The organism is Halorubrum coriense DSM 10284 (assembly GCF_000337035.1).
Lineage (GTDB): Archaea > Halobacteriota > Halobacteria > Halobacteriales > Haloferacaceae > Halorubrum > Halorubrum coriense.
In genome coordinates this window covers 1-18,962 of the sequence record NZ_AOJL01000062.1, presented here as the reverse complement: position 1 = coordinate 18,962, position 18,962 = coordinate 1, and the positions used below count along the sequence as shown (strand labels likewise).

Below are 18,962 nucleotides of genomic sequence, written 5' to 3'. Positions count from 1 at the left end.
TCCGTATCCGTCTACCCATCCGTTTGTCTTCGAAATCCGCCTCAACCCATAACCAAGATGAATTTTACCATAGTCAAGGATGTCATAGAACGATTCACAAGCTGTTGTTTACAGTTAAAACATATCTGAATTAGTAGTTGGAAAGATTCTGCGTATTGACCGCCGAGGATTCTACTAACTCAGAGGAGTGTTCCGATAGGCGTGCGAGATATAGAGGATGTAGTCAGCGTTAGTATTGAGTCGGAGATCTCATTCCACAGTTTACATGACCCGCCACAATCACACTCTCTAACATAGCCAATGTCCGAAGAGTCCCCCGGCAGGTCCTCCAATAAGCCCTCCAATTCACGATGGTGGTATGGCGTCGCGTTCTTCATTGCGGTTTTTGTCGTAGTACAAGCCTCGTACGGTATTCTTCAGTTAGTGAGCGAACCACAGGCCGGTTCTCCACCAAGCCTCGTGCCCTCCGGTCCAGAAACGGCGGTGTTCAGATAAGGATTGAAAGGTGAGGCGGTGCGTTTTCAAAGTGATCTGTGCCCGAAAACGACCGCCTCAGCGGCTGTTTAGACGAAATAAACTTAGGGTTTGTGGAGCGAGAAGCAACACCGAAACTGTTGATGAAGCTCAGTATTCAGCTTCATCTCGCAGGATTGTCGCTTTCGAATACTGTTTCATTTCTTGAGGTATTCGGTGTTGATCGGGCTCGATCCACCGTTCATAACTGGGTACACAAGGCCGACTTACAGCCGGAATCTGGCCGGTGCCCGAATCACGTTGCGGTCGATGAAACAGTGATTCAACTTGACGATGAACAATATTGGCTGTACGCCGCTGTCGATCCCGACTCGAACGATCTGCTACATACAAAGCTTGAGCCAACAAGAACAAACGTGATCGCAGATCAGTTTTTCGCGGAACTCCGCGAAAAACACGACGTGGATGACGCAATCTTTCTCGTTGATGGCGCGGTTCCACTTCACCGAGCCTGTGACAAACACGACCTCGATTTTAGATACGAACGACATGGAAATCGGAACAGCATCGAACGTGTATTTCGTGAAGTAAAACGCAGAACTACCAGTTTCTCAAACTGTTTTAGCAACGCCAAAGCAGAAACTGCTGATAAGTGGCTCAGATCGTTCGCGTTCGCATGGAATCAGCTTATCTGAACACTACCCCAGAAACTGGCTTGATATTCTTATTCTCCTTGCTCTCGGTGGTAGCGACCGTTCTAATCGGAGGCCTTCTAGCCCCACTGTACTCGCTCTGTATCTATCTCGATGCCAGAACACTCCGTCAGAAAGACAGCGACTGGATACCAAACCGAGTGCTGTGGGGCGGCGTTGCTATACTACACTTGGGTTCGTTTGTGTTTTCTGCCGTACAACTAATCACGATTCCCGCCGGTGTGGCCTATCTTTACAAGCGTCACAGGGAAATCGGGCTCAGATAACCACACAAGTCGTTTTATCCGCAGTAACCGACTCGCGCCCTGTATTCAGCACGCCTCTCTGGAAATCGACAAAATCTGGCAGGAGCTGTAGCGGTGCGTCCGCACACTTCAGCGCCCGGGTGTTTCAGACAATAATGTGTCTGAAGAATAGGATTTCAACAGAGCTATCAAATACTAATTCCGAACAATATCCACTAGTATGAATGTTCTTCACAAGTGTCTGCGCTATGACTGGTTGTTAGGATGAGCACTACCACTGTTGGATTCAGTCTCCGTATCCCTAATCCCAAAACATCAATATAAATAACTTAATGGAGTAAAAATCCTCCTCACAGTGGAGAACGTGAGAAGCACACAGGTTCAGATCAAAGAAACTGACACGGTCGATCAGGAGCTAGAAGCCTTTTATCCGGCAAAATAATAACTATTACGGACGCGATGGCAACCTCAGAAAACGAATCGAAAGACACGATAACCGTGTATCAAGAGCGGTTGGACGCACTCGATGCGACACTGGCATCAAAAATGGACCGTTGGAGCGTCCCAGCGTTGCGAGCCGCTGTCGGAGCGGTGTTCATCTGGTTCGGCGCACTCAAAGTACTCGGCGTCTCGCCGGCCGGCGACCTCGTCGCCTCAACGGTGTACATTCTTCCACCTGAGTTTTTCGTCCCGGTACTTGGCGTGTGGGAAGTGATTATCGGTATCTGTCTGCTCTATCCCCCGCTTACACGCGTCGGATTGCTATTGCTGGCACTCCAGCTTCCGGGGACGTTCCTTCCGATGGTACTGCTCCCTGAAGTCGTCTATACTACGTTCCCGTACGGGTTGACAGTCGAGGGTCAGTATATCGTAAAGAACCTCGTAATCATTGCCGGCGCACTCGTTCTGGGAAGTACTGTGAGAGATGAACCTGCGTCGGTGTGAATCAGACAGTTAAGTGCTCGCGCTGAAAGACGAATTTTGAGCCGGAGCCGATGAGTCTGAGATGTCATCATTCGCTCTGAGAGGAGCCTCGATCGACGACCAAACTTATCTCGATGAGTATGATAAAAGGAGTCTGTTCCTCGAGGACTTGTCCTGATTCGAACCCGACATGTGTGACCGCTAGACTCGAGATGCTCCCCACAAAGATAAGAAAACCGAGCAACCGGACAATCCGAGAGACGACAGCCGATACGTCGCCCGATGACCGGACGTGAGCAGGGTCTCGTCGGTAAGTATGACATCTGGCTCTGCCGGCAATCGTTCCGCGAACTGGCTCCGAAGATGGGGTTCAAAAAATATGACTGACGCACGGTACCTCACTGACAACGTCTCATCAACCAGGACGGCGAGAAGGAAACCGTCGTAGTCGTTGGCAAGGAGAGCGTCGGGAAGTCGAAACTCGTCACTGGCAGTAGTGGCGGCTCACTGGTGAGCGGTCGTAGAACATGGCATCAATCGCGGCGTGTTCAGAGAGATGGTGTAGCTGCGTTGACTGACACAGCAGGACTTGACACACGGGGTTGTGTTGAATCGCCATACAGCAGCGAGGTAGGCCGCTAACGTTCGTGGGGCCCTGAGTTGGCATGTGATAAACAATAGTTGATTGATTTCACCTACATACGCGTAATTGGATAATCCATATGTCTGGAGAACATTCAGCAAGTGGGAGTGCGACACAAGATTGGTGGCCAGAATCACTCGATGTAGAAATACTTGATCAGAATGCCAGCAACGTTGGGCCGTACGAAGACGAGTTCGATTACGCTGAAGCATTCGAGTCACTCGATTTCGAGCAACTAAAAGCAGATATTGAAGATGTATTAACTGATTCTCAGGAGTGGTGGCCGGCCGACTACGGACATTACGGACCGCTCATTATCAGGATGGCTTGGCACAGTGCGGGCACGTATCGTACTGGTGACGGTCGCGGTGGTGCGTCAGGTGGCACACAGCGGTTTGCGCCTGTCGAAAGCTGGCCAGACAACGCAAATCTCGATAAAGCTCGGCGACTGCTCTGGCCAGTCAAGGAAAAATATGGTCGGAAACTCTCTTGGGCTGACTTGTTAGTCCTCTCTGGAAACGTCGCCATGGAGTCGATGGGATTCCAAACGTTCGGCTTTGGAGGGGGGCGTAAAGACGCATACGCACCAGACAAAGGGGTCAACTGGGGGCCTGAAGAGGAAATGATGGAAGACAAACGCCACGATGAGGAGGGGAACCTCCAAGGCGACCTCGCCGCAGACCACATGGGCTTGATTTACGTGAACCCAGAAGGTCCTGGCGGCAAACCAGACCCATTAGAGTCTGCGAAGTACGTACGCCAATCCTTTGATCGGATGGCGATGAACGATGAGGAAACTGTTGCCCTCTGTGCTGGCGGACATACGTTTGGAAAGGTACATGGCGCTGACTCTGACGAAAATCTTGGTGCTGAACCCGAAGCAGCGCCTATCGAACAGCAGGGCCTCGGCTGGGAAAACGAGTATGGTGAGGGCAAGGGCGCCGACACGATTACAAGCGGTATCGAGGGGCCGTGGACTCAGTCCCCAACCAACTGGGATATGGAATATGTAGATCTCCTGCTGGATCACGAGTGGGAGCCACACAAGGGGCCCGGCGGAGCTTGGCAGTGGCGGCCAAAAGACGAAGGGGTTCATGACTCTGCAGAGCCAGCCCACGACGAGATTGAGAGTGCAACCCCGATGATGCTGACGACGGATGTCGCACTGAAGCGGGATCCAGACTACCGGGAGGTTCTCGAACGCTTCCAAGAGAACCCGATGGAGTTTGGAATCAGTTTCGCAAAGGCATGGTACAAGCTGATTCACCGCGATATGGGGCCACCGGAGCGGCTCCTTGGTCCGGAAGTACCTGATCAAGAGATGCTCTGGCAGGGACCCATCCCCGACGCCGATTACGAACTGGTCAATGAGGAACACGTGGCCGAGCTCAAAAGAGAAATGCTTGACTCCGATCTGTCTCGCACTCAGCTTGTCAAAACCGCTTGGGCTTCAGCATCAACGTATCGGGATAGTGACAAGCGCGGCGGTGCGAACGGGGCCAGGATTCGCCTCGAGCCACAGCGAAGCTGGGATGTTAACGAACCGGGAGAACTGGAAACAGTACTTGACACGCTCGAAGGTATTCAAACGGCGTTTAATGACTCTCAATCGGACGGAGTCCGTATCTCACTTGCCGATCTCATTGTACTCGGCGGAACCGCAGCCATCGAAGAGGCGGCAGCCGAGGCCGGACACGAGATTGAAGTGCCGTTCGAACCGGGTCGGACTGATGCGCTTGCTGAGCAGACAGATGTCGAGTCGTTCCAAGCGCTGAAACCGGACGCCGATGGCTTTCGCAACTACTTCACCGATGGAGATGGGCTAAACCGCTCACCTGAAGAACTGCTGGTCGACAAGGCAGATCTCTTGGACCTGACACCGGCCGAGACGACGGTCCTAGTTGGCGGCATGCGTACGCTGGGAGCCAATCACCAGAATTCGGAGCTTGGCGTCTTTACCGACGACGTAGGAACGTTGACTAACGAGTTCTTTGAAACGGTACTTTCGATGGATTATGAATGGGAGGCAGCTGACAGCGAAGGTGACAAACAGGTGTACGAACTCAGACATCGTGAAACGGGTGAAGTCGAATGGACGGGGACACGCGTGGATCTCATTTTCGGGTCGAACTCACGGCTTCGTACCCTCGCAGAAGCTTATGCTGCTGAAGAGGAGAAGTTCATAAATGACTTTGTCGATACTTGGCAAAAGGTGATGACGAACGACCGCTTCGACCTGAATTGACACCTGCCTTCGCGTGAACAAGGAGGAGTTCGAAGAGGGGTCACCTCAACGTTCTTGATCGAACGACTGCCCCGGACACGTTCGCGTCCGAACGACCCGGTGAGTATCGCCGCCCACGTGTGCTACTATCCAGCGATGTGATGCCGTGGGAAGCCTCGCTGTTTACGTCGAGGAGTAGGTCACGTCCGAGAGGGGTCGGTTGCTCCACCACGATCCGACAATACCCGTCTCACCACGCCAATGGCGCGGCTTCTGAGAGATCGGAGTGAGAAGTGTATTGTCTGCTAGAACTTCCACCACGTTGTCGAGGAGATTATCCTAAGTCACTCGAAACGACATACAAACGATTCAGTAGATTCATCCCGCGCTAAAGCGCGAGGCTTTCTCCTCGATTTTCCGTAACTCCCAGCCCGTCGGGAAACGCTGGAAGCCATCGCTACCACTGGATACGGCGCAAGCACGGCAGCCGCTGTCTGCTGCTCCTCACGCGAGTCCGCTACCTTCCAGACACCAATATAGACCTCTAGAACGCTCATGGAGCGAATTACGGAGAATCGAGGAGAAAGCCTCGCATTTTATTTTGGAGAAGATTTCAAGCGTCGCAGAGTTGCGCTTAGACAGCCAGCATTATAACGGACAGTAGTATACTGACGGCGAGCGTATAGGCCGCTACAGGGACGAGATTCATTCGGATTACGACTCCTTCTTTCCCGACGAGACCAACAGTCGCCAGCGCAGCGATCACATTATGAATTGATATCGCGTTCCCGACCCCGCCTGCTGCGGCTTGCGCTGCGACGATATGTGCTGGAGAGAAGCCTAGCTCTCTGGCTAGCTCATACTGTATGGGACTGAACGTGACGTTTGAGACCATCACAGAACCGGTTACAAACGTCCCAAAGACACCGAGAGGGGCAGCAACAATCGTATACACTCCATCAAGTGTCCCGCCGACCCCGTCGGCGAGAGCGAGCATCATGCTCTGTCCGCCCGGGGCGCCTACATACTGTCCTGAATGAAGGAGGATCCCAACGGTACCAATGATGAATGTGAGTGCTACAGCAGGCGTTGCTGCTGTCTCACCCGCTTCTTTCCATGCGTTTTTGATATCAGTCCGTGAGAGCCCGTATAATGGAATTGAGATGAGAGCGACAGCGACAAGCCACGTACCCGGTGCGTATGCCCATTCGATACTATTCGTGATAGTTGTGCCAAAAATTCCTGTCCAGGCTGGTGCGAGCAGATCGACTTCCGTCAACAGGCTTCCTATGGGTGTGAAATCACGAGTTGCTATGAGAAGGATAACAACGAGAAGGTATGGCGTCCAAGCTCGAGCAAGTGACATTGACTGTCCGCCATCTGTTAAACTGCTGTGCTGGCCCACGGACCGAGGGGAGTCCGCTTCAGTTACTGTTCCAGTCCAAGCCTTTGGCCATGTCTGATTATCTGGCAGCCGCCACTGTTCGTCTGGAACCAACCATCCACGATTGAGTACCGTGACGGTGAGTCCCCCACCAACGATGGGCGCGATGATTGATGGCATTTCTGGACCGATGAACACAGCGGTAAGGGTGAATGGGATGACGAACACAACCCCAGCGAACAACGCGAGTGGAACGATAGGACGTACCGCCGCAAGAGACCGGTGCGTTACATCGCCGAAAAAGTAGACGAGCATTGATACGGTAATAACTGGCATAAATAGCCCAGGGAGAAGGTGGTAGGCGGCCGCAAGTCCGCTCACTTCACTCATAAATGCTACAGCCTTACCAGTAGAAACGCTGGCAAGAGAGCCGACCGCTTCCATCACGCCTGGGTTGATTGGGACACCGACTGCCCCGAATGTCGTCGCCATCGCGTGCCCAATAAGCGCCACGACAACGGCTCCGAGTGCTGGAAATCCGAGGCTGACCAATAGCGGGGCAACGATTGCCGCAGGAGTACCAAAGCCGGCAACACCAGTGAGAAACGTTGTGAGGAAAAACCCGATGAGGATAGTTTGGACACGGTGATCACTACTGAGTGAGGCGAACCCCCCAGCGATTCGGGAAATTGCTCCTGCCTGTCTGAGTGTATACAATAGTACGAGCGCACCGAAGACGATCCAGAGAATTTCGACAGCAAGTATCACTCCCCATGTAGTTGCCGCAGCGATCCACCGAACTGGGAGCTGCCAGACAGTCGCAGCCACGAGTACGGCGGTGCCCCATGCGACTGGCATGGCCTTCGTCGCCGGCCAGAGAGCACCGACGAGTAACACTGTAGCAGCCACGAGAGGCAGTGCTGCGGCAGCAGCTAGGAGCACTTCGCTCATCGTTGACCACCACCCTGTGTCAACCAACTAAATAATCGATAACTGGTGGGGAGACCGAGCCGAAAAATGAACCCACTACTGGTTACCTTAATTGTCGTTTGGAGTATTAAGAGATCACTCATGTTTACATATACAGCTAGAACCTGAAGTATATTTTTGTAATATTTGTTTGTAAATTACTAGAACGAACAGGAAATACAATTTTCGTTCATAAACATCCCACTAAGGTGAATAGCCGCGATGAGTGTTCGTGTAGCCCTCACACGATTGAAACGTGGGGCGATCAAAAGGTCGAATAATTCATTTTAAGCTTGATCGACTTCGTGATGATAGCGATAGAATCGAGTTAGAATTCCTAATTCGGGGGTGTAAAGTCCTGTCCGGCAGTGGAACTTGGTGTCCGGTTCAATTATATAATACACAAATTTTGACACTATGTCGACTATTTCGAATTCGGGTGTCAATCGGAATTAAGTTGCCGTCCACAGTGCCGTGTTGAATAGCGTTCTCTGAGCGGAAGTGAGATCACGCTGATTCTGTGACCTCCCTCGTCAGCAACTCACAAGTGGATCAAAGTGCGGCCTTCTACGAAGACACCACTATTCAGCAAAGCAGTCCATAGGCGAATGTAACACACCCGCGGTATCTGTCTGGGGTTGTTCGAGAGACACACCAGACAACACAAGCCCATACACAACCGAAAGCGACTATGATCGAGCCGCTCCTCCGGATTGACATCGCGCTCTTCGTTCTCATCGGCGTACTGGGCGGCGCCCACTGTATCGGGATGTGCGGTCCACTTGTGACGATGTACTCGAAGCAGATGACGCCGCAGCCTGACGGCGGGACGGTAACAGCCAACGACGGGCGTGCCGGTCATCTCACAACCTACGAGGTTCGCCAGCACTTCCTGTTCAACGTTGGCCGAGCGACGACGTACGCAATTTTCGGGGCCCTCTTCGGGGCGCTCGGCAGCGTCGTGTTCGTAACCGCTGACCAGCTGACACCGATCGCTGATCTCCTGCGGGGTGCCGTCGGTCTCGCGGTAGGGGGATTCATCGTGGCGACGGGCGTTCGGTATGTTATCCGGGGGAGTGGAGGTGATATTCGAATACCCGGCGTACAGCGCGTCACGTCGTGGCTTGCGACGAGAGTTCACCGACACGTGAACAGCCCGAGTATCGTTGGCCTCGGCGCCGTCCACGCGCTTCTCCCCTGCCCAATGCTGTATCCCGCGTATCTGTTCGCCTTCGCCAGCGGGTCCCCCACCACTGGAGGAATCGCACTCGGTGCCCTTGGCATTGGGACGATTCCAGCTGTCTTCCTCTATGGAACGATTATCCAGTCGATCGATGTCGCCCACCGACGACGCGTCCATCGGCTGCTCGGCGTGGTGTTCGTCGTACTGGGGTATGTGCTATTCGCGCACGGGCTGATGGCGCTCGGTGTCCACCTTCCACACCCGATGTTCCCGCATTACCAGCCCCTCGGGGGCGCGATGGGGCACTGACCCAGCAATGGATCCTTTTCGCTGGCTCGATACAGGTGACGGCTCCAAGCAACAACTACGAGGGGAAACACGACGGTAGCTGGCGTCCCGGAACTCCACGACCTGTCACGTGGTGGCCACTCGTTTGAGGTCGTCAACGAGCCGGTCGATGTCGGTTTGCGCCCCTGTGGGCACGTCCGCTCAATGACCCTTGATTATTTAAACGCTATTACTGAGTGACCTACGGCTTTAGTTGTAATAGGACCTCACTTACACACACCAGTAGCCTCAATTTGAACTGTAGCATCGTTCGGCAACTGCTCGACGCCAACGAAGGTCCGTGACGGCCGTTGACCCTCAAAGAATTCGTCATAAGCCTGCGTAACTGCCTCTAATTGGTTCATGTCAGTCAGATATACTGTAGTTCGCATTAGATCCTGACGACTGACGCCAGCTTCAGCAGCGACAGTGTGAACACGTTCAAGAGCTTTAACAGTCTGTGTTCGGACATCCTGATCTGCTACTGTCTCTTTGCTAGGTACTTGGCCATCGAAACATACCAATTGTAAACTGCGATTGCGAACACTGTACGGACTTGTCAACGAACTATCTCGTTCTTTTCTGGTTATGTTTTCGGACATGTTAGTCGCTTAGCTTCGAGCTTCCTGGAGGTTTGTTATTAGCTGCTCTATATTCGAGGAACTCATCGTACTGCTCAACAACAACTGTTGAGTCCGCCCGCGGCTTCGCAGTACAGGTGAGTATGTAGCCTGCCTCTCGGTCTTCAGTGTCGTACCGACGCGCGTTTGGATGGACAACGTCGCCGTCAACCAAACGAGCAGCACAGGTGATACACCAACCTTGTTGACAGTCAGCTGTGAGCCACACACCCGCCGAACGCGCGGCCGCAAGGATCGTCTCGTCCTCACTGATCTCAACTTTGTGTGTTTCACCCGCTTCGTCCAGCGCCGACTCTTCGGGAACGACAATCGTGACGGTCCACGTATCGTCCGACGACTGTGTCATAAATGAGGGGAGAGCGAAGGCCGTTGTTACTCGCTCAGGCGGAGTCGTTGAACGGGTTGTTTTTCGTGTATGGTGCGTCGCCTGGCTCCCCCCGTGCGAAGTGCCCAGCCGGATTGATCTCGCCGTCCCGCTCCTTGCTCAGCAGCTCAATGAACCAAGCTTCGTGGTCCATCTCTTCGTTGAGAATCCGCTGGGCCATGTCGTAGGTTCGCGGGTCGGCCCCACGAGTCATGTCACAGATTTCGCTCCAAGTGCGGATCGCACACCGTTCCGCTTCAAGCAGTACTTCCAGAATGTCTTCGACTTCTAGCTCGGATGTGTCAAACTCACCGCTGCCATCCATTGGCGTTGGCACTTCAGCGTCAGGACAGGACGCGCGATCCGCGAAATCACGAATGTCATTCGGGAGCGATCCCTCCAGCTCGTAGACTCGCGGGACGACAAGTTCGAAGTGTGCCCGGTCTTCGAGCCGAGCGTCTTCGGTAATCTCTTTGTAGTCCTCCTCGCCAGCGAGATGCATCCGGAGATTCGTATAGTAGTAGTACGTCGTGAACTCCGCACCGATAGCGTCAATCAGTTTCTCTCGGAGTTCCTCAGGATCGACACCGCGTTCACGGATCACCTCGGCTCCGACTCGTTTGCTCGTGTCGCCAGGTTCTACGGAACCGCTGCCGTGTTCTTTTTCGTTTGCCATCGCATCCCTACATACCCCGGTAACAGTAATCAGAATTGTTTTAGCAATAGATGAGATTATCTGTTAGATAAATTTAATGGCAACAAGAACAATTCTTTTGTAGATCTGCTTTTTAGCAATAGATGAATGAGTGGAAAGCCTGAACCCTCACAGGAGACACGTGAGTTTGAATTTGTCCTCCAGTTCGAGTCAGGAGCCGATGAGCTGATGGATATGTTCCGACAATACCAGAGCCTCTCATTATGGTCGTCGGCGATATTTGTGAACGACGACTATATGTGGCGGCTCGATTACGCGAAGGGGACAAGCGAAGCGCTAGACGCGTTCGATGAGGTGTTTCTTAGCGAAACCCGCTGTAACGAGTGTTTCGATGTCGTAGATTGTGATACGGACCGGTCATATTGCGTCCTAGATCGTCAAGAGAATAGTCGGACTATCTATACACTTCGCCGTGAGATTAACAGTTGTCATTCACTTCCGCATATCGTACTTGGTCATATTCAGACAGGAACCATATTCGAATCCCGTCGGGTCGGCGATGAGTACCGGTGGCGCATTCTCTTCCCTGGTGATTCTCCTATTGGAGACATTTACGATACAATGGAAGCACAGCTTCGGGAAGGCGTGTCGCTTTCGGTGTCGCATATCACTGCTGGCAGCGACTGGAAGGCGACCGAGCGCCTCGCAACGGACTTCTCGCCAGAACACTGGGAAGTGCTGAAGGCGGCAGTCAAGCACGGTTACTACGAACGACCGAGACAAGTTTCTGTCTCCGACCTTGCGTCGATACTTGATGAACCCCGTTCTACAGTTCAATATCGACTACGAACCGCAGAGGATCGTATCGTGTCGGAATTTGTCGAGCGAACACTGTGAGGGATGTGGCTACGAGTGGTAGCCATCACGATTGCTGAACACTGGTCAGCGAGATTAGCAAATTCGTTCCGTGTCTTAAAATAAGCGCGTATCAAGAACGGTTGGACGCACTTGGTGCGACACTGGTATCAAAAATGGACCGTTGGAGCGTTCCAGCCTTACGAGCTGCTGTCGGAGCGGTATTTATCTGGTTCGAAAAACTGAAAATAATTAGTATCTTACCGGCCGGCGATCTTGTTGCTTCAACGGTGTACATTCATTCTTCAGCCTGAGTTTTTTGTTCCGGTACTCGGATTGTGGGAGGTGATCATTGGAATCTGTCTGCTCTACCCGCCGCTTACTCGTGTTGGGTTGCTACTGTTGGCACTCCAGCTCTCGGGGACGTTCCTCTCAATGGCACTGCTCTCAGAAGTTGTCTATACCACGTTTTCGTACGATTAACGGTCGAGGGGCAGTATGTCGTAAAGAATCTCGTGATCATCGCTGGCGCGCTCGTTCTGGGAGGTACCGTCAGAAACGACTCTATGTCCGCGTGACTCGGACAATCAAGAGAGTTCGTGCTGAGGACGAATTTTGATTTGCGCTCTTCTGTAGGAGGTTTTTGATACGCTGAGCTGCCGCTGTGGAGTCGAAGAGGACAATGACACCGCGTCAGCGGTGTCCGACGTGAATAATTCCGCTCAATGTGTCTGGGTGGGAAATACTACCGCATTGGTGTCGACGGCTTTTTTTACCCTCTGTTCGGACGTGGGCCGTTGTGACGGTGAGTTAGATACAGACCCGCTAGGTGGGTAGGTCATTAATCACCACTACACCCTCGGTCTCAACGAGCCTATCTCAGAGCACCTCACCGGCGACCGGCGTCTGCTGGAAGAAGATTGCCTCATTATTCCACAAACAACAAGTCAATACGCATGATACGTTCACTGAGGCGGTCGAACTCTGGCATAGGCACTTACAATCGTCCGCCTCATTCTCTAATCTAACGCCATCTTGAGTGTCTCATCAACTGCTTTGGTAACTCACGCGTTGCGTTGCCGGAAGACAAGAGCGACGAGAGCCACAACAAGCACAATCTGAACGATTTTATCGACATATCCAACGAGGGTGAAGTTCCCCGCCTTGGCAACGTACCACAGTGGGATCTGGACGGCTGTATACGGGATCGCGGCGATAGCGAGACCATGGCGACGGACACCCCGTATGTACAGAAGCATTCCCCCGATGAAGCCAATACCAGCAAGAAGTACCGGCGGTGCTCCCTCTACAACACCAGCATATAGGTGTGTTGCGGCTGTGATTCCTAACAGGATGAGTACGACTTGCTCAACTGTTGACAGCGAGTTCATCCCAGAAGTTCCCGTCGGCGCCTGTTGAGTCGGTGTGGACACATATATTAGTGTAGCTCGACGTGTATTAATCTTGTGCCATTAATACAAGACTATTTGAATAGAGCCTGTCATAGAATCCATCTCATAGCTTCTTACAGCCCGGATCTTTTCCTCGCTCGTAGTTGGTGATGGCAACAACGAGCCGGAGACAGAGCGTAATGGACACGTCTATTCGTGCGTGGACGCGGCCTCGGGCGCGGATGTGCCTGAGGCCGCAGCCCTTGACTGCGTCGTTGGTTCGCTCAACTCCTGTCCGGTTGTTGTACATCTCGTCCAATATAGATTGTTTCAGCTGAACGTCTTCACTGTGTTCTTCGATTCGGTTTCCGACCCTGTACTCGATGTTCTTCGGGTTGTAATTGATGCTAATTCGACCTGAAACTGGCCTATTCTCCGAAACTGGGCAATTCCACGAGCCTGACGTGTTGCGAAGATAGGGAATAATGTACAGGTTCGACGTCGACCACTCACCAAACTGAGTTCTCTTGTGTGCCCCTGCTCACCAGTAAACAAACCTACTATTCTCCTGAATCCATATTTTTCATATATATTCTAGCGTGAAACAGATGTTCGCTGAAAACTGCGAGTTGACGGCTCCAAATCCCACCAGTTTCAGATAATGTTTAGAGCACCGTGTAAGATACAGGGCGCAAGTCGGTCACGACTGACAAGATAGTGCTGCTCAAATGGTTGGACGCTGACACTGATCACTCAAATCCGTTCAACGACGGCGAGGAGTCCCGGTTCAGAACGTACTCTTGTTTCGAACACTCTCTCCTGTATCTCGTGGACCGTCCACTCGGACCCAAATGTAGAGTGAATATCTTCGTGAGTGAGCGGATTCGGCCCCGCATTCTCGGTGGCGCCCTCAGCGAAGCCGACGAGAAAGAGGTGTCCACCCGACGAGACGACTGCGGCGAGTTCACGAGCGTAGGTTTTCCGTTCGTCTGCCTCGAAGGCGTGTAAAAGCCCGCTATCCAACACCGCTTTGAACGGTCCAAGATTGCTTGGGAGATTCAGCGCATCTGCAACACGAAAGTCGGCGTTCAAACTACGCTTTCTGGCCTTCTTTTGTGCCACTTCGATGCCCACCTCGGAGAAATCGATTCCGAGAGCCGTGTGTCCTCGTTCCGTAGCCCAAAGTGCGTGTGTCCCGGTGCCACATCCAACGTCGAGGACCGGATCGGACAACCCATAGCTCTCGATGGCATCCACGAGTGCTGGTTGTGGATGAGCAATGTCCCACGGTGGAACTGTTTCACTCTCATACACCTCATTCCACCAATCCGCTTCGTCTTCCGTTTCGGACTGATCGGCCATGGCCCTCCATATTATCCAGTCACTTATTATGAATCTGCTGAACTCTCCCTATATATTTGTACGTATCAGTTACCAGTTAGCGGATAAGTCATGATCTCCTGTGCTTACTCGTTCACCTGTACTGACCACACCCAAGTCAGAATGTATCAGTTCCTGAGGATTTCAACAGGACCGTTTTCTACTGTAACTGCGCTTTTATATGTGAAGACGTGTAAATTATTGAGCAGTGATAGCGTGCGCAGGGGAAGCCCCAATGGGGTCACGGTGGGAGCGCCTCGGTCCACGGAGGAATCTTGACAGTGCGGGCTATGAATCTACACCGAAAGATTACGAGGTAGACGGGCTTTTCGCCACGAATTCTGGCGCGCTTGTCGAAGCACAATCCTTCGATATGACGTTCCGTGAAATGGTTGACGGCGTTCTGTCAACCTTCCCGCGCGAGCAACAAGTCCGACACAATCGCTCAGCCACGCTAGAGGATCTTGTCACCGAAGTCCCAGCCTGCTACCTCCGATTTTACGACACTCTTGACCACGAACAGGGCGACCCGAAACCTTGGGAGGCTGTCTTCCGAGCGCACGTGCTCCGCTGCGTGAAGGGCTGGAAGAGTGAAACGACTCTCTGGAAATATCTCAAACAGAAGCCGCTTCTCAGCACGCAGCTCGGCTTCGATGGTATCCCTGATCAGTCAACACTTTGGCGGGCATGGAACGGCCGTCTCAAAAGTGTCCGCGATGCCGTTCGGGATGCCGCTGAGGTCGTCGTGGATATCGCTCGCTATCACGATATTCCTGCGCCCGAACCAACGTTTCTTCCCAACCAGCCGACGGATACAGTCACACGTTCAAAAAGCAAGGATACGCTCGCTCGTGAGAAGGCCCGCGAGGTTTGGAAGGGTGCGAAGCCCATTGTCGAGGACTGCTTCCACCTTGATCGCAGCGAGAACGCGAGTATTCCCGAAGGTGCATTCTGGGAACAGCAGTCATACCTCGGGATGCGGACTGATATGCATCCGAACGACGGCGCACAGTCCTTTGCCGCTGACTCCACCCGGACAAAGACACCGTCTGGCGACTCCCACAGACTTCAGACGAAAGATCTCGGCGTCGAACGTATCCGGACAATGCTCCGAGAGACTAACCAGACACTCGTTAAGCAGGCGAAATCGAAGGACAAGATGGGCCGCAAGCAGATGGCAGCCATCGACCTCACAAAAGGCAACCCGTGGGATGGCGAGATCACCCGAGATCGGAGTGGACAGAGTCAGGAACCGTGGATTCTTGGGTACAAAGGTGACGACGGCCCGTTCTTCCAGTGGGCAGTCATCAAACTCGTCGGTCACGATGTCCCGCTCATACTCGATGCCGTCCCAGTCGAACGCGGCCGGAAGCGAGCAGATCTCGTAGACGATCTGCTTGATGGTGCGACAGATATTGTCCCCGATCTGGAGCTCGTGATGATGGACCGCGAGTTCGCCGACGATGGCGTGAAAGACGCCTGCGAGAAGCACAACGTTCACTACCTGAATCCGGCTGTTGTGCGCTCCAGTAGCGACCACGAACACCAGATTGCCAAGATCGCCAGCGAGAATAGGGACTTCGACGTGGTCAAGCAAAAGCGTCTGGACGACGGGCCTGCACGAAAGTCAGTCTACCTCCCGAAGTGTGAGTGGGAACGTGAAGACGAAGATGACGATGGGAATGACTTGACGGTTCGACAGGAACTTATTGAGGAGTTCGAAGACATCGGTGAGACAACGCCGCTCTCAGAGGACCGCGACGGCAACTCACCGCTGGGAAATATCCTCGATGAGGTCCACGAGGAAGAGGAGATCGTGGAGCCAGCGCGGGTTGAAGCACTGACGGTGCCGTTTGAGACGAACCTTCCGTGGGTAGATGTCAATCCTTCGGACGACCGGGAGATGAAACATCAGATTGGGCGGCTGATGGTCCGATACAAGCGCCGGTGGGGCATCGAAAACGGGTTTAAGAAGCTGAAGACGTTCCTCGCGGAGACACAGTCCCCCGACCACCAGTTCCGGTACTTCAACTTCGCGTTCGCCTGTGTGTTGTACAACTGCTGGCGACTCGTGGATATCCTCGTACAGTTGGAACTCCACGGTGAGGTCGGCAACCAGCCGGCGGTCTCTTCGAACTCGTTCCTGACATTTGCCAAGAAAAACTACGGTCTCGATCCACCCGACTAATTTCTCGTCTCCTCTGAGCTTGCTCGATTGTGAGCGGCGGCGCTGGCCTAACCGGCGATTTTCTATCGCATTTATGAACGCTACGCGATAGGTCTCTCAGAAACGCATTTCCAGACCCGCTCGGCCACTTCTTTCAGATGGCTTAGCCTCGAAACCTGTACATCATAGACCCATCTTCGCAACATCCACAGTCTCGGAGGTTGTGTTTGATGCGTGCCTTATTTTCATACCTATTGGCTGGTTATCTACTTAGGACATGTGCGAATCAATCGCCGTCGTGGTCAACTAGTTGACCGTGTGAAGACAGCGATAGCGACGAAGTTTGGAATCCGACTGTATTTGACAATATTATCACTATCATATATAATATTGATATTTGGTAGTTTTGCGGTTTATCAGTGTTGTTTCGGCATTCACCGTTGGGTGGAAAGATGTTATTTGCTCTGCTGAAATCCTATTCTTCGGATACTTCTTCGTCTGAAACAGCCGGCCGCTGAAGAGTGCCTATTGACTGGAAAGATTCCTGCCAATTTCCGGTGATATCCATAGCCTCGTGCTGAATACAGGGCGCGTATCGGTCAGTGGTCTGCCCGGTGAGAAACAGGATTGCGGATCGGTCAGTACAGAGGATGGATCTACTGCCCTGAATTGCTATCTGTTGAAACCTCATCAGAAAGTAGGTTTAACACTCAGAGGAGGGGGTCAGACAGAGGTATTGTTCGATTCACGCCGGATGAGCGCGGTCGGCTGTTTGTTGTCTTTCTTCCATCAGATTTTTATCAGTGTACTAAACATAGTCGATGCCATGTCTGGGTCGAAAGACGACCCCGTGTCGTCACTCTCGGAACTCGCTGTCCCGTTCCCGACCGCGGGAAAACTGACGGCTATGGACTTTTCTGATAGGTTTCGCTCCCAGCTTGACGACGCGACAATTATCGGACTGGGCGAAGCCTCACACGGGACACAGGAATTCTTCGAACTGCGATTCCGGCTCACCCGTCTCCTCGTAGAGGAGTTCGGAGTTCGCGCGGTCGGCATCGAGGCCGGGTTCGATCCACTGTGTCGGGTCGCCGAACTCGTCGACGCCGGCGAGGGCGACATCCGACCGCTTCTCGCCGAGAGTGACATCTACCGTCCCTGGAAGACCGAGCCGATGGTCAATCTCTTCGAGTGGCTACAGTCGTTCAATGCCTCACGCCCACCCGAGGACCGTGTCCACGTCTACGGGTTCGACATGACGATTATCGAGCAGGCAGCCGCGGGGCTTGCGTCGTATCTCGAACGAGTGGACGCCGACATCGATGCGTCGCTTCGCGAAGACCTCGACACCATAATGGCCGGCTATAGTTCCGGCGACGAGAGACAGACGCTGCTCGAAAGCGCACGGCGGGTACACTCGACGCTCCGGCCGATGCTTGACGCAAACGAGTCGGCGTGGGTCGAGGCAGATTCGCGTCGGGCGTACGAAAACATCCGATACCGACTCCACCTCATCGACCGGCAACTTGAGGCCCACGAGCGTAGCCACGAAGGACGGATGGCACTCAGAGACGAGACAATGGCCGAGAACGTCGAGTGGATTCGTGGTCGTTCGACTGGCCCAATCGTGCTGTGGGCGGCCAACGGTCATCTCAATCGGGGGAGACACATCCTCGAGGAATGGGACGTAGACGTTCAGTCGATGGGAGAGTGGCTCGCCCGCTCACACGGGGAGGGATACTGTCCAATCGGCTTCGGACTCGGTAGCGGTGAGGTAGCCGCTCTTGACGGCGAAACAGAGGAAATCCTCGAATACCCGATCCCCGATCCTCCGTCGGAGTCCATTCCAGACGTGCTCCGGCAGGTCGACGAGTCGCCCTTCTATCTGCGGGTCGACAATCTCCACAACGATTCTTCGATCCAGGAGTGGCTCCGGACCCAGCCACGGCGACACGAAATCTGGGGTGGCCATCCCGACGGCGATAACCCCGTACAGTACCTTCAGTCCGATCTTAGCGAGTTTGACTGGTTCTTTTTTGTCCGGGAGACGTCCCCGCTCGACCACCTAGAATGAGGAGCGACAGGTCGCATCCCCGGCATCATTCCGCTGAAAGCACTCGATTGGTATAGAGAAACCTCCTAACGGATACGTAAGCGCATTCTACCGACTGATTCAGGATTCAGATGGAGTCAATAACGCAGTTCCTGTGCTAACTGTATCCTCTGTATCGGCCACACCGGTACTGGCAGACAATCGGGAGTTCACCGAGGTACCGCTGAATAGAGTGTACAAGTGTTGTACTGGGCTGATTCAGTCCTAAGCCGATAATTCGATACAGCAGCCTCCAAGTACAAAGTCCGGTTGTCCAGATCGTGTGGATTTATTCTCATCACGGAATTCTCTCCGTATATGACCGGCTCTC

Annotated in this window: 13 protein-coding genes and 4 pseudogenes; 9 read left to right on the top strand and 8 right to left on the bottom strand. The window is 53.2% G+C overall.

Translation table 11 applies throughout. The annotated features are described in order from the left end of the window. Window positions 1-533 precede the first annotated feature (533 nt). The 3 genes and pseudogenes from C464_RS17820 to C464_RS17815 form a co-directional block, all read left to right on the top strand. Entirely contained in the window at window positions 534-1,169 is a 636-nt protein-coding gene (locus C464_RS17820; protein ID WP_080510481.1) for an IS6 family transposase, read from the top strand. A gap of 722 nt (window positions 1,170-1,891) precedes the next feature. After that, window positions 1,892-2,377 (top strand): DoxX family membrane protein, encoded by a 486-nt coding sequence (locus C464_RS15965; RefSeq protein WP_049911304.1) that lies wholly within the window; start codon window positions 1,892-1,894, stop codon window positions 2,375-2,377. 264 nt (window positions 2,378-2,641) lie between these two features. Then, window positions 2,642-2,743, top strand: a pseudogene (locus C464_RS17815) (30S ribosomal protein S14); the annotation flags it as partial. A 100-nt stretch (window positions 2,744-2,843) separates the two neighbouring features. On the opposite strand, the pseudogene C464_RS18215 reads toward C464_RS17815, so the two are convergent. After that, window positions 2,844-2,954 (bottom strand): annotated as a pseudogene (locus C464_RS18215) (IS5/IS1182 family transposase); the annotation flags it as partial. A 124-nt stretch (window positions 2,955-3,078) separates the two neighbouring features. Between C464_RS18215 and katG the strand changes: the two are divergent. Then, window positions 3,079-5,244: a catalase/peroxidase HPI gene (gene katG, locus C464_RS15960; RefSeq protein ID WP_049911302.1), complete on the top strand. Its 2,166-nt coding sequence runs from the start codon at window positions 3,079-3,081 to the stop codon at window positions 5,242-5,244. Window positions 5,245-5,857: 613 nt separating this feature from the next. Here the strand turns inward: katG and C464_RS17805 are convergent. Then, window positions 5,858-7,558 carry an L-lactate permease gene (locus C464_RS17805; RefSeq protein WP_006114809.1) on the bottom strand — a complete coding sequence of 567 codons (1,701 nt, stop codon included), beginning with the start codon at window positions 7,556-7,558 and terminating at the stop codon, window positions 5,858-5,860. Between the two features lie 709 nt (window positions 7,559-8,267). On the opposite strand from C464_RS17805, the gene C464_RS15955 reads away from it, so the two are divergent. Further along, window positions 8,268-9,068: a sulfite exporter TauE/SafE family protein gene (locus C464_RS15955; RefSeq protein ID WP_006114807.1), complete on the top strand. Its 801-nt coding sequence runs from the start codon at window positions 8,268-8,270 to the stop codon at window positions 9,066-9,068. Between the two features lie 245 nt (window positions 9,069-9,313). On the opposite strand, the gene C464_RS17800 is transcribed toward C464_RS15955, so the two are convergent. The 3 genes from C464_RS17800 to dps are packed head-to-tail and all read right to left on the bottom strand — an operon-like array spanning window position 9,314 to window position 10,767. Next, window positions 9,314-9,688 (bottom strand): RidA family protein, encoded by a 375-nt coding sequence (locus C464_RS17800; protein WP_006114806.1) that lies wholly within the window; start codon window positions 9,686-9,688, stop codon window positions 9,314-9,316. Window position 9,689: 1 nt separating this feature from the next. Continuing rightward, on the bottom strand, window positions 9,690-10,073 hold the full coding sequence (locus C464_RS17795) for a 2Fe-2S iron-sulfur cluster-binding protein (RefSeq protein ID WP_006114805.1): 384 nt from the start codon (window positions 10,071-10,073) through the stop codon (window positions 9,690-9,692). A gap of 34 nt (window positions 10,074-10,107) precedes the next feature. Then, window positions 10,108-10,767: a DNA protection during starvation protein gene (gene dps / locus C464_RS15950; RefSeq protein ID WP_049911300.1), complete on the bottom strand. Its 660-nt coding sequence runs from the start codon at window positions 10,765-10,767 to the stop codon at window positions 10,108-10,110. Between the two features lie 126 nt (window positions 10,768-10,893). Between dps and C464_RS17790 the strand changes: the two genes are divergently transcribed. Together C464_RS17790 and C464_RS20005 are read left to right on the top strand one after the other, a co-directional pair. Beyond that, window positions 10,894-11,643 (top strand): helix-turn-helix domain-containing protein, encoded by a 750-nt coding sequence (locus tag C464_RS17790; RefSeq protein ID WP_006114803.1) that lies wholly within the window; start codon window positions 10,894-10,896, stop codon window positions 11,641-11,643. Window positions 11,644-11,723: 80 nt separating this feature from the next. Further along, window positions 11,724-12,179, top strand: a pseudogene (locus tag C464_RS20005) (hypothetical protein). Between the two features lie 486 nt (window positions 12,180-12,665). On the opposite strand, the gene C464_RS19720 reads toward C464_RS20005, so the two are convergent. The 3 genes and pseudogenes from C464_RS19720 to C464_RS17780 all read right to left on the bottom strand — a co-directional run bounded on the left by C464_RS19720 (window position 12,666) and on the right by C464_RS17780 (window position 14,354). Next, a complete protein-coding gene (locus tag C464_RS19720) occupies window positions 12,666-13,034 on the bottom strand; it encodes a hypothetical protein (protein WP_239640250.1) in 369 nt (122 codons plus the stop codon). 82 nt (window positions 13,035-13,116) lie between these two features. Next, window positions 13,117-13,389, bottom strand: a pseudogene (locus C464_RS17785) (transposase); the annotation flags it as partial. A gap of 356 nt (window positions 13,390-13,745) precedes the next feature. Further along, window positions 13,746-14,354, bottom strand: coding sequence for a class I SAM-dependent methyltransferase (locus C464_RS17780; protein WP_006114801.1), 609 nt, complete (start codon window positions 14,352-14,354; stop codon window positions 13,746-13,748). A gap of 391 nt (window positions 14,355-14,745) precedes the next feature. On the opposite strand from C464_RS17780, the gene C464_RS15930 reads away from it, so the two are divergent. Together C464_RS15930 and C464_RS15925 are read left to right on the top strand one after the other, a co-directional pair. Beyond that, on the top strand, window positions 14,746-16,560 hold the full coding sequence (locus C464_RS15930) for a transposase (protein ID WP_006114800.1): 1,815 nt from the start codon (window positions 14,746-14,748) through the stop codon (window positions 16,558-16,560). 715 nt (window positions 16,561-17,275) lie between these two features. Continuing rightward, a complete protein-coding gene (locus C464_RS15925) occupies window positions 17,276-18,613 on the top strand; it encodes an erythromycin esterase family protein (protein ID WP_239640249.1) in 1,338 nt (445 codons plus the stop codon). Window positions 18,614-18,962 lie beyond the last annotated feature (349 nt).

Excerpts from the sequence above, each read along its gene's own strand:
- C464_RS15965 (WP_049911304.1), top strand. The coding sequence starts at position 1,892 with ATGGCAACCTCAGAAAACGAATCGAAAGACACGATAACCGTGTATCAA.
- katG (WP_049911302.1), top strand. The coding sequence starts at position 3,079 with ATGTCTGGAGAACATTCAGCAAGTGGGAGTGCGACACAAGATTGGTGG.
- C464_RS17805 (WP_006114809.1), bottom strand. The coding sequence starts at position 7,558 with ATGAGCGAAGTGCTCCTAGCTGCTGCCGCAGCACTGCCTCTCGTGGCT.
- C464_RS15955 (WP_006114807.1), top strand. The coding sequence starts at position 8,268 with ATGATCGAGCCGCTCCTCCGGATTGACATCGCGCTCTTCGTTCTCATC.
- C464_RS17800 (WP_006114806.1), bottom strand. The coding sequence starts at position 9,688 with ATGTCCGAAAACATAACCAGAAAAGAACGAGATAGTTCGTTGACAAGT.
- C464_RS17795 (WP_006114805.1), bottom strand. The coding sequence starts at position 10,073 with ATGACACAGTCGTCGGACGATACGTGGACCGTCACGATTGTCGTTCCC.
- dps (WP_049911300.1), bottom strand. The coding sequence starts at position 10,767 with ATGGCAAACGAAAAAGAACACGGCAGCGGTTCCGTAGAACCTGGCGAC.
- C464_RS17790 (WP_006114803.1), top strand. The coding sequence starts at position 10,894 with ATGAGTGGAAAGCCTGAACCCTCACAGGAGACACGTGAGTTTGAATTT.
- C464_RS17780 (WP_006114801.1), bottom strand. The coding sequence starts at position 14,354 with ATGGCCGATCAGTCCGAAACGGAAGACGAAGCGGATTGGTGGAATGAG.
- C464_RS15930 (WP_006114800.1), top strand. The coding sequence starts at position 14,746 with ATGACGTTCCGTGAAATGGTTGACGGCGTTCTGTCAACCTTCCCGCGC.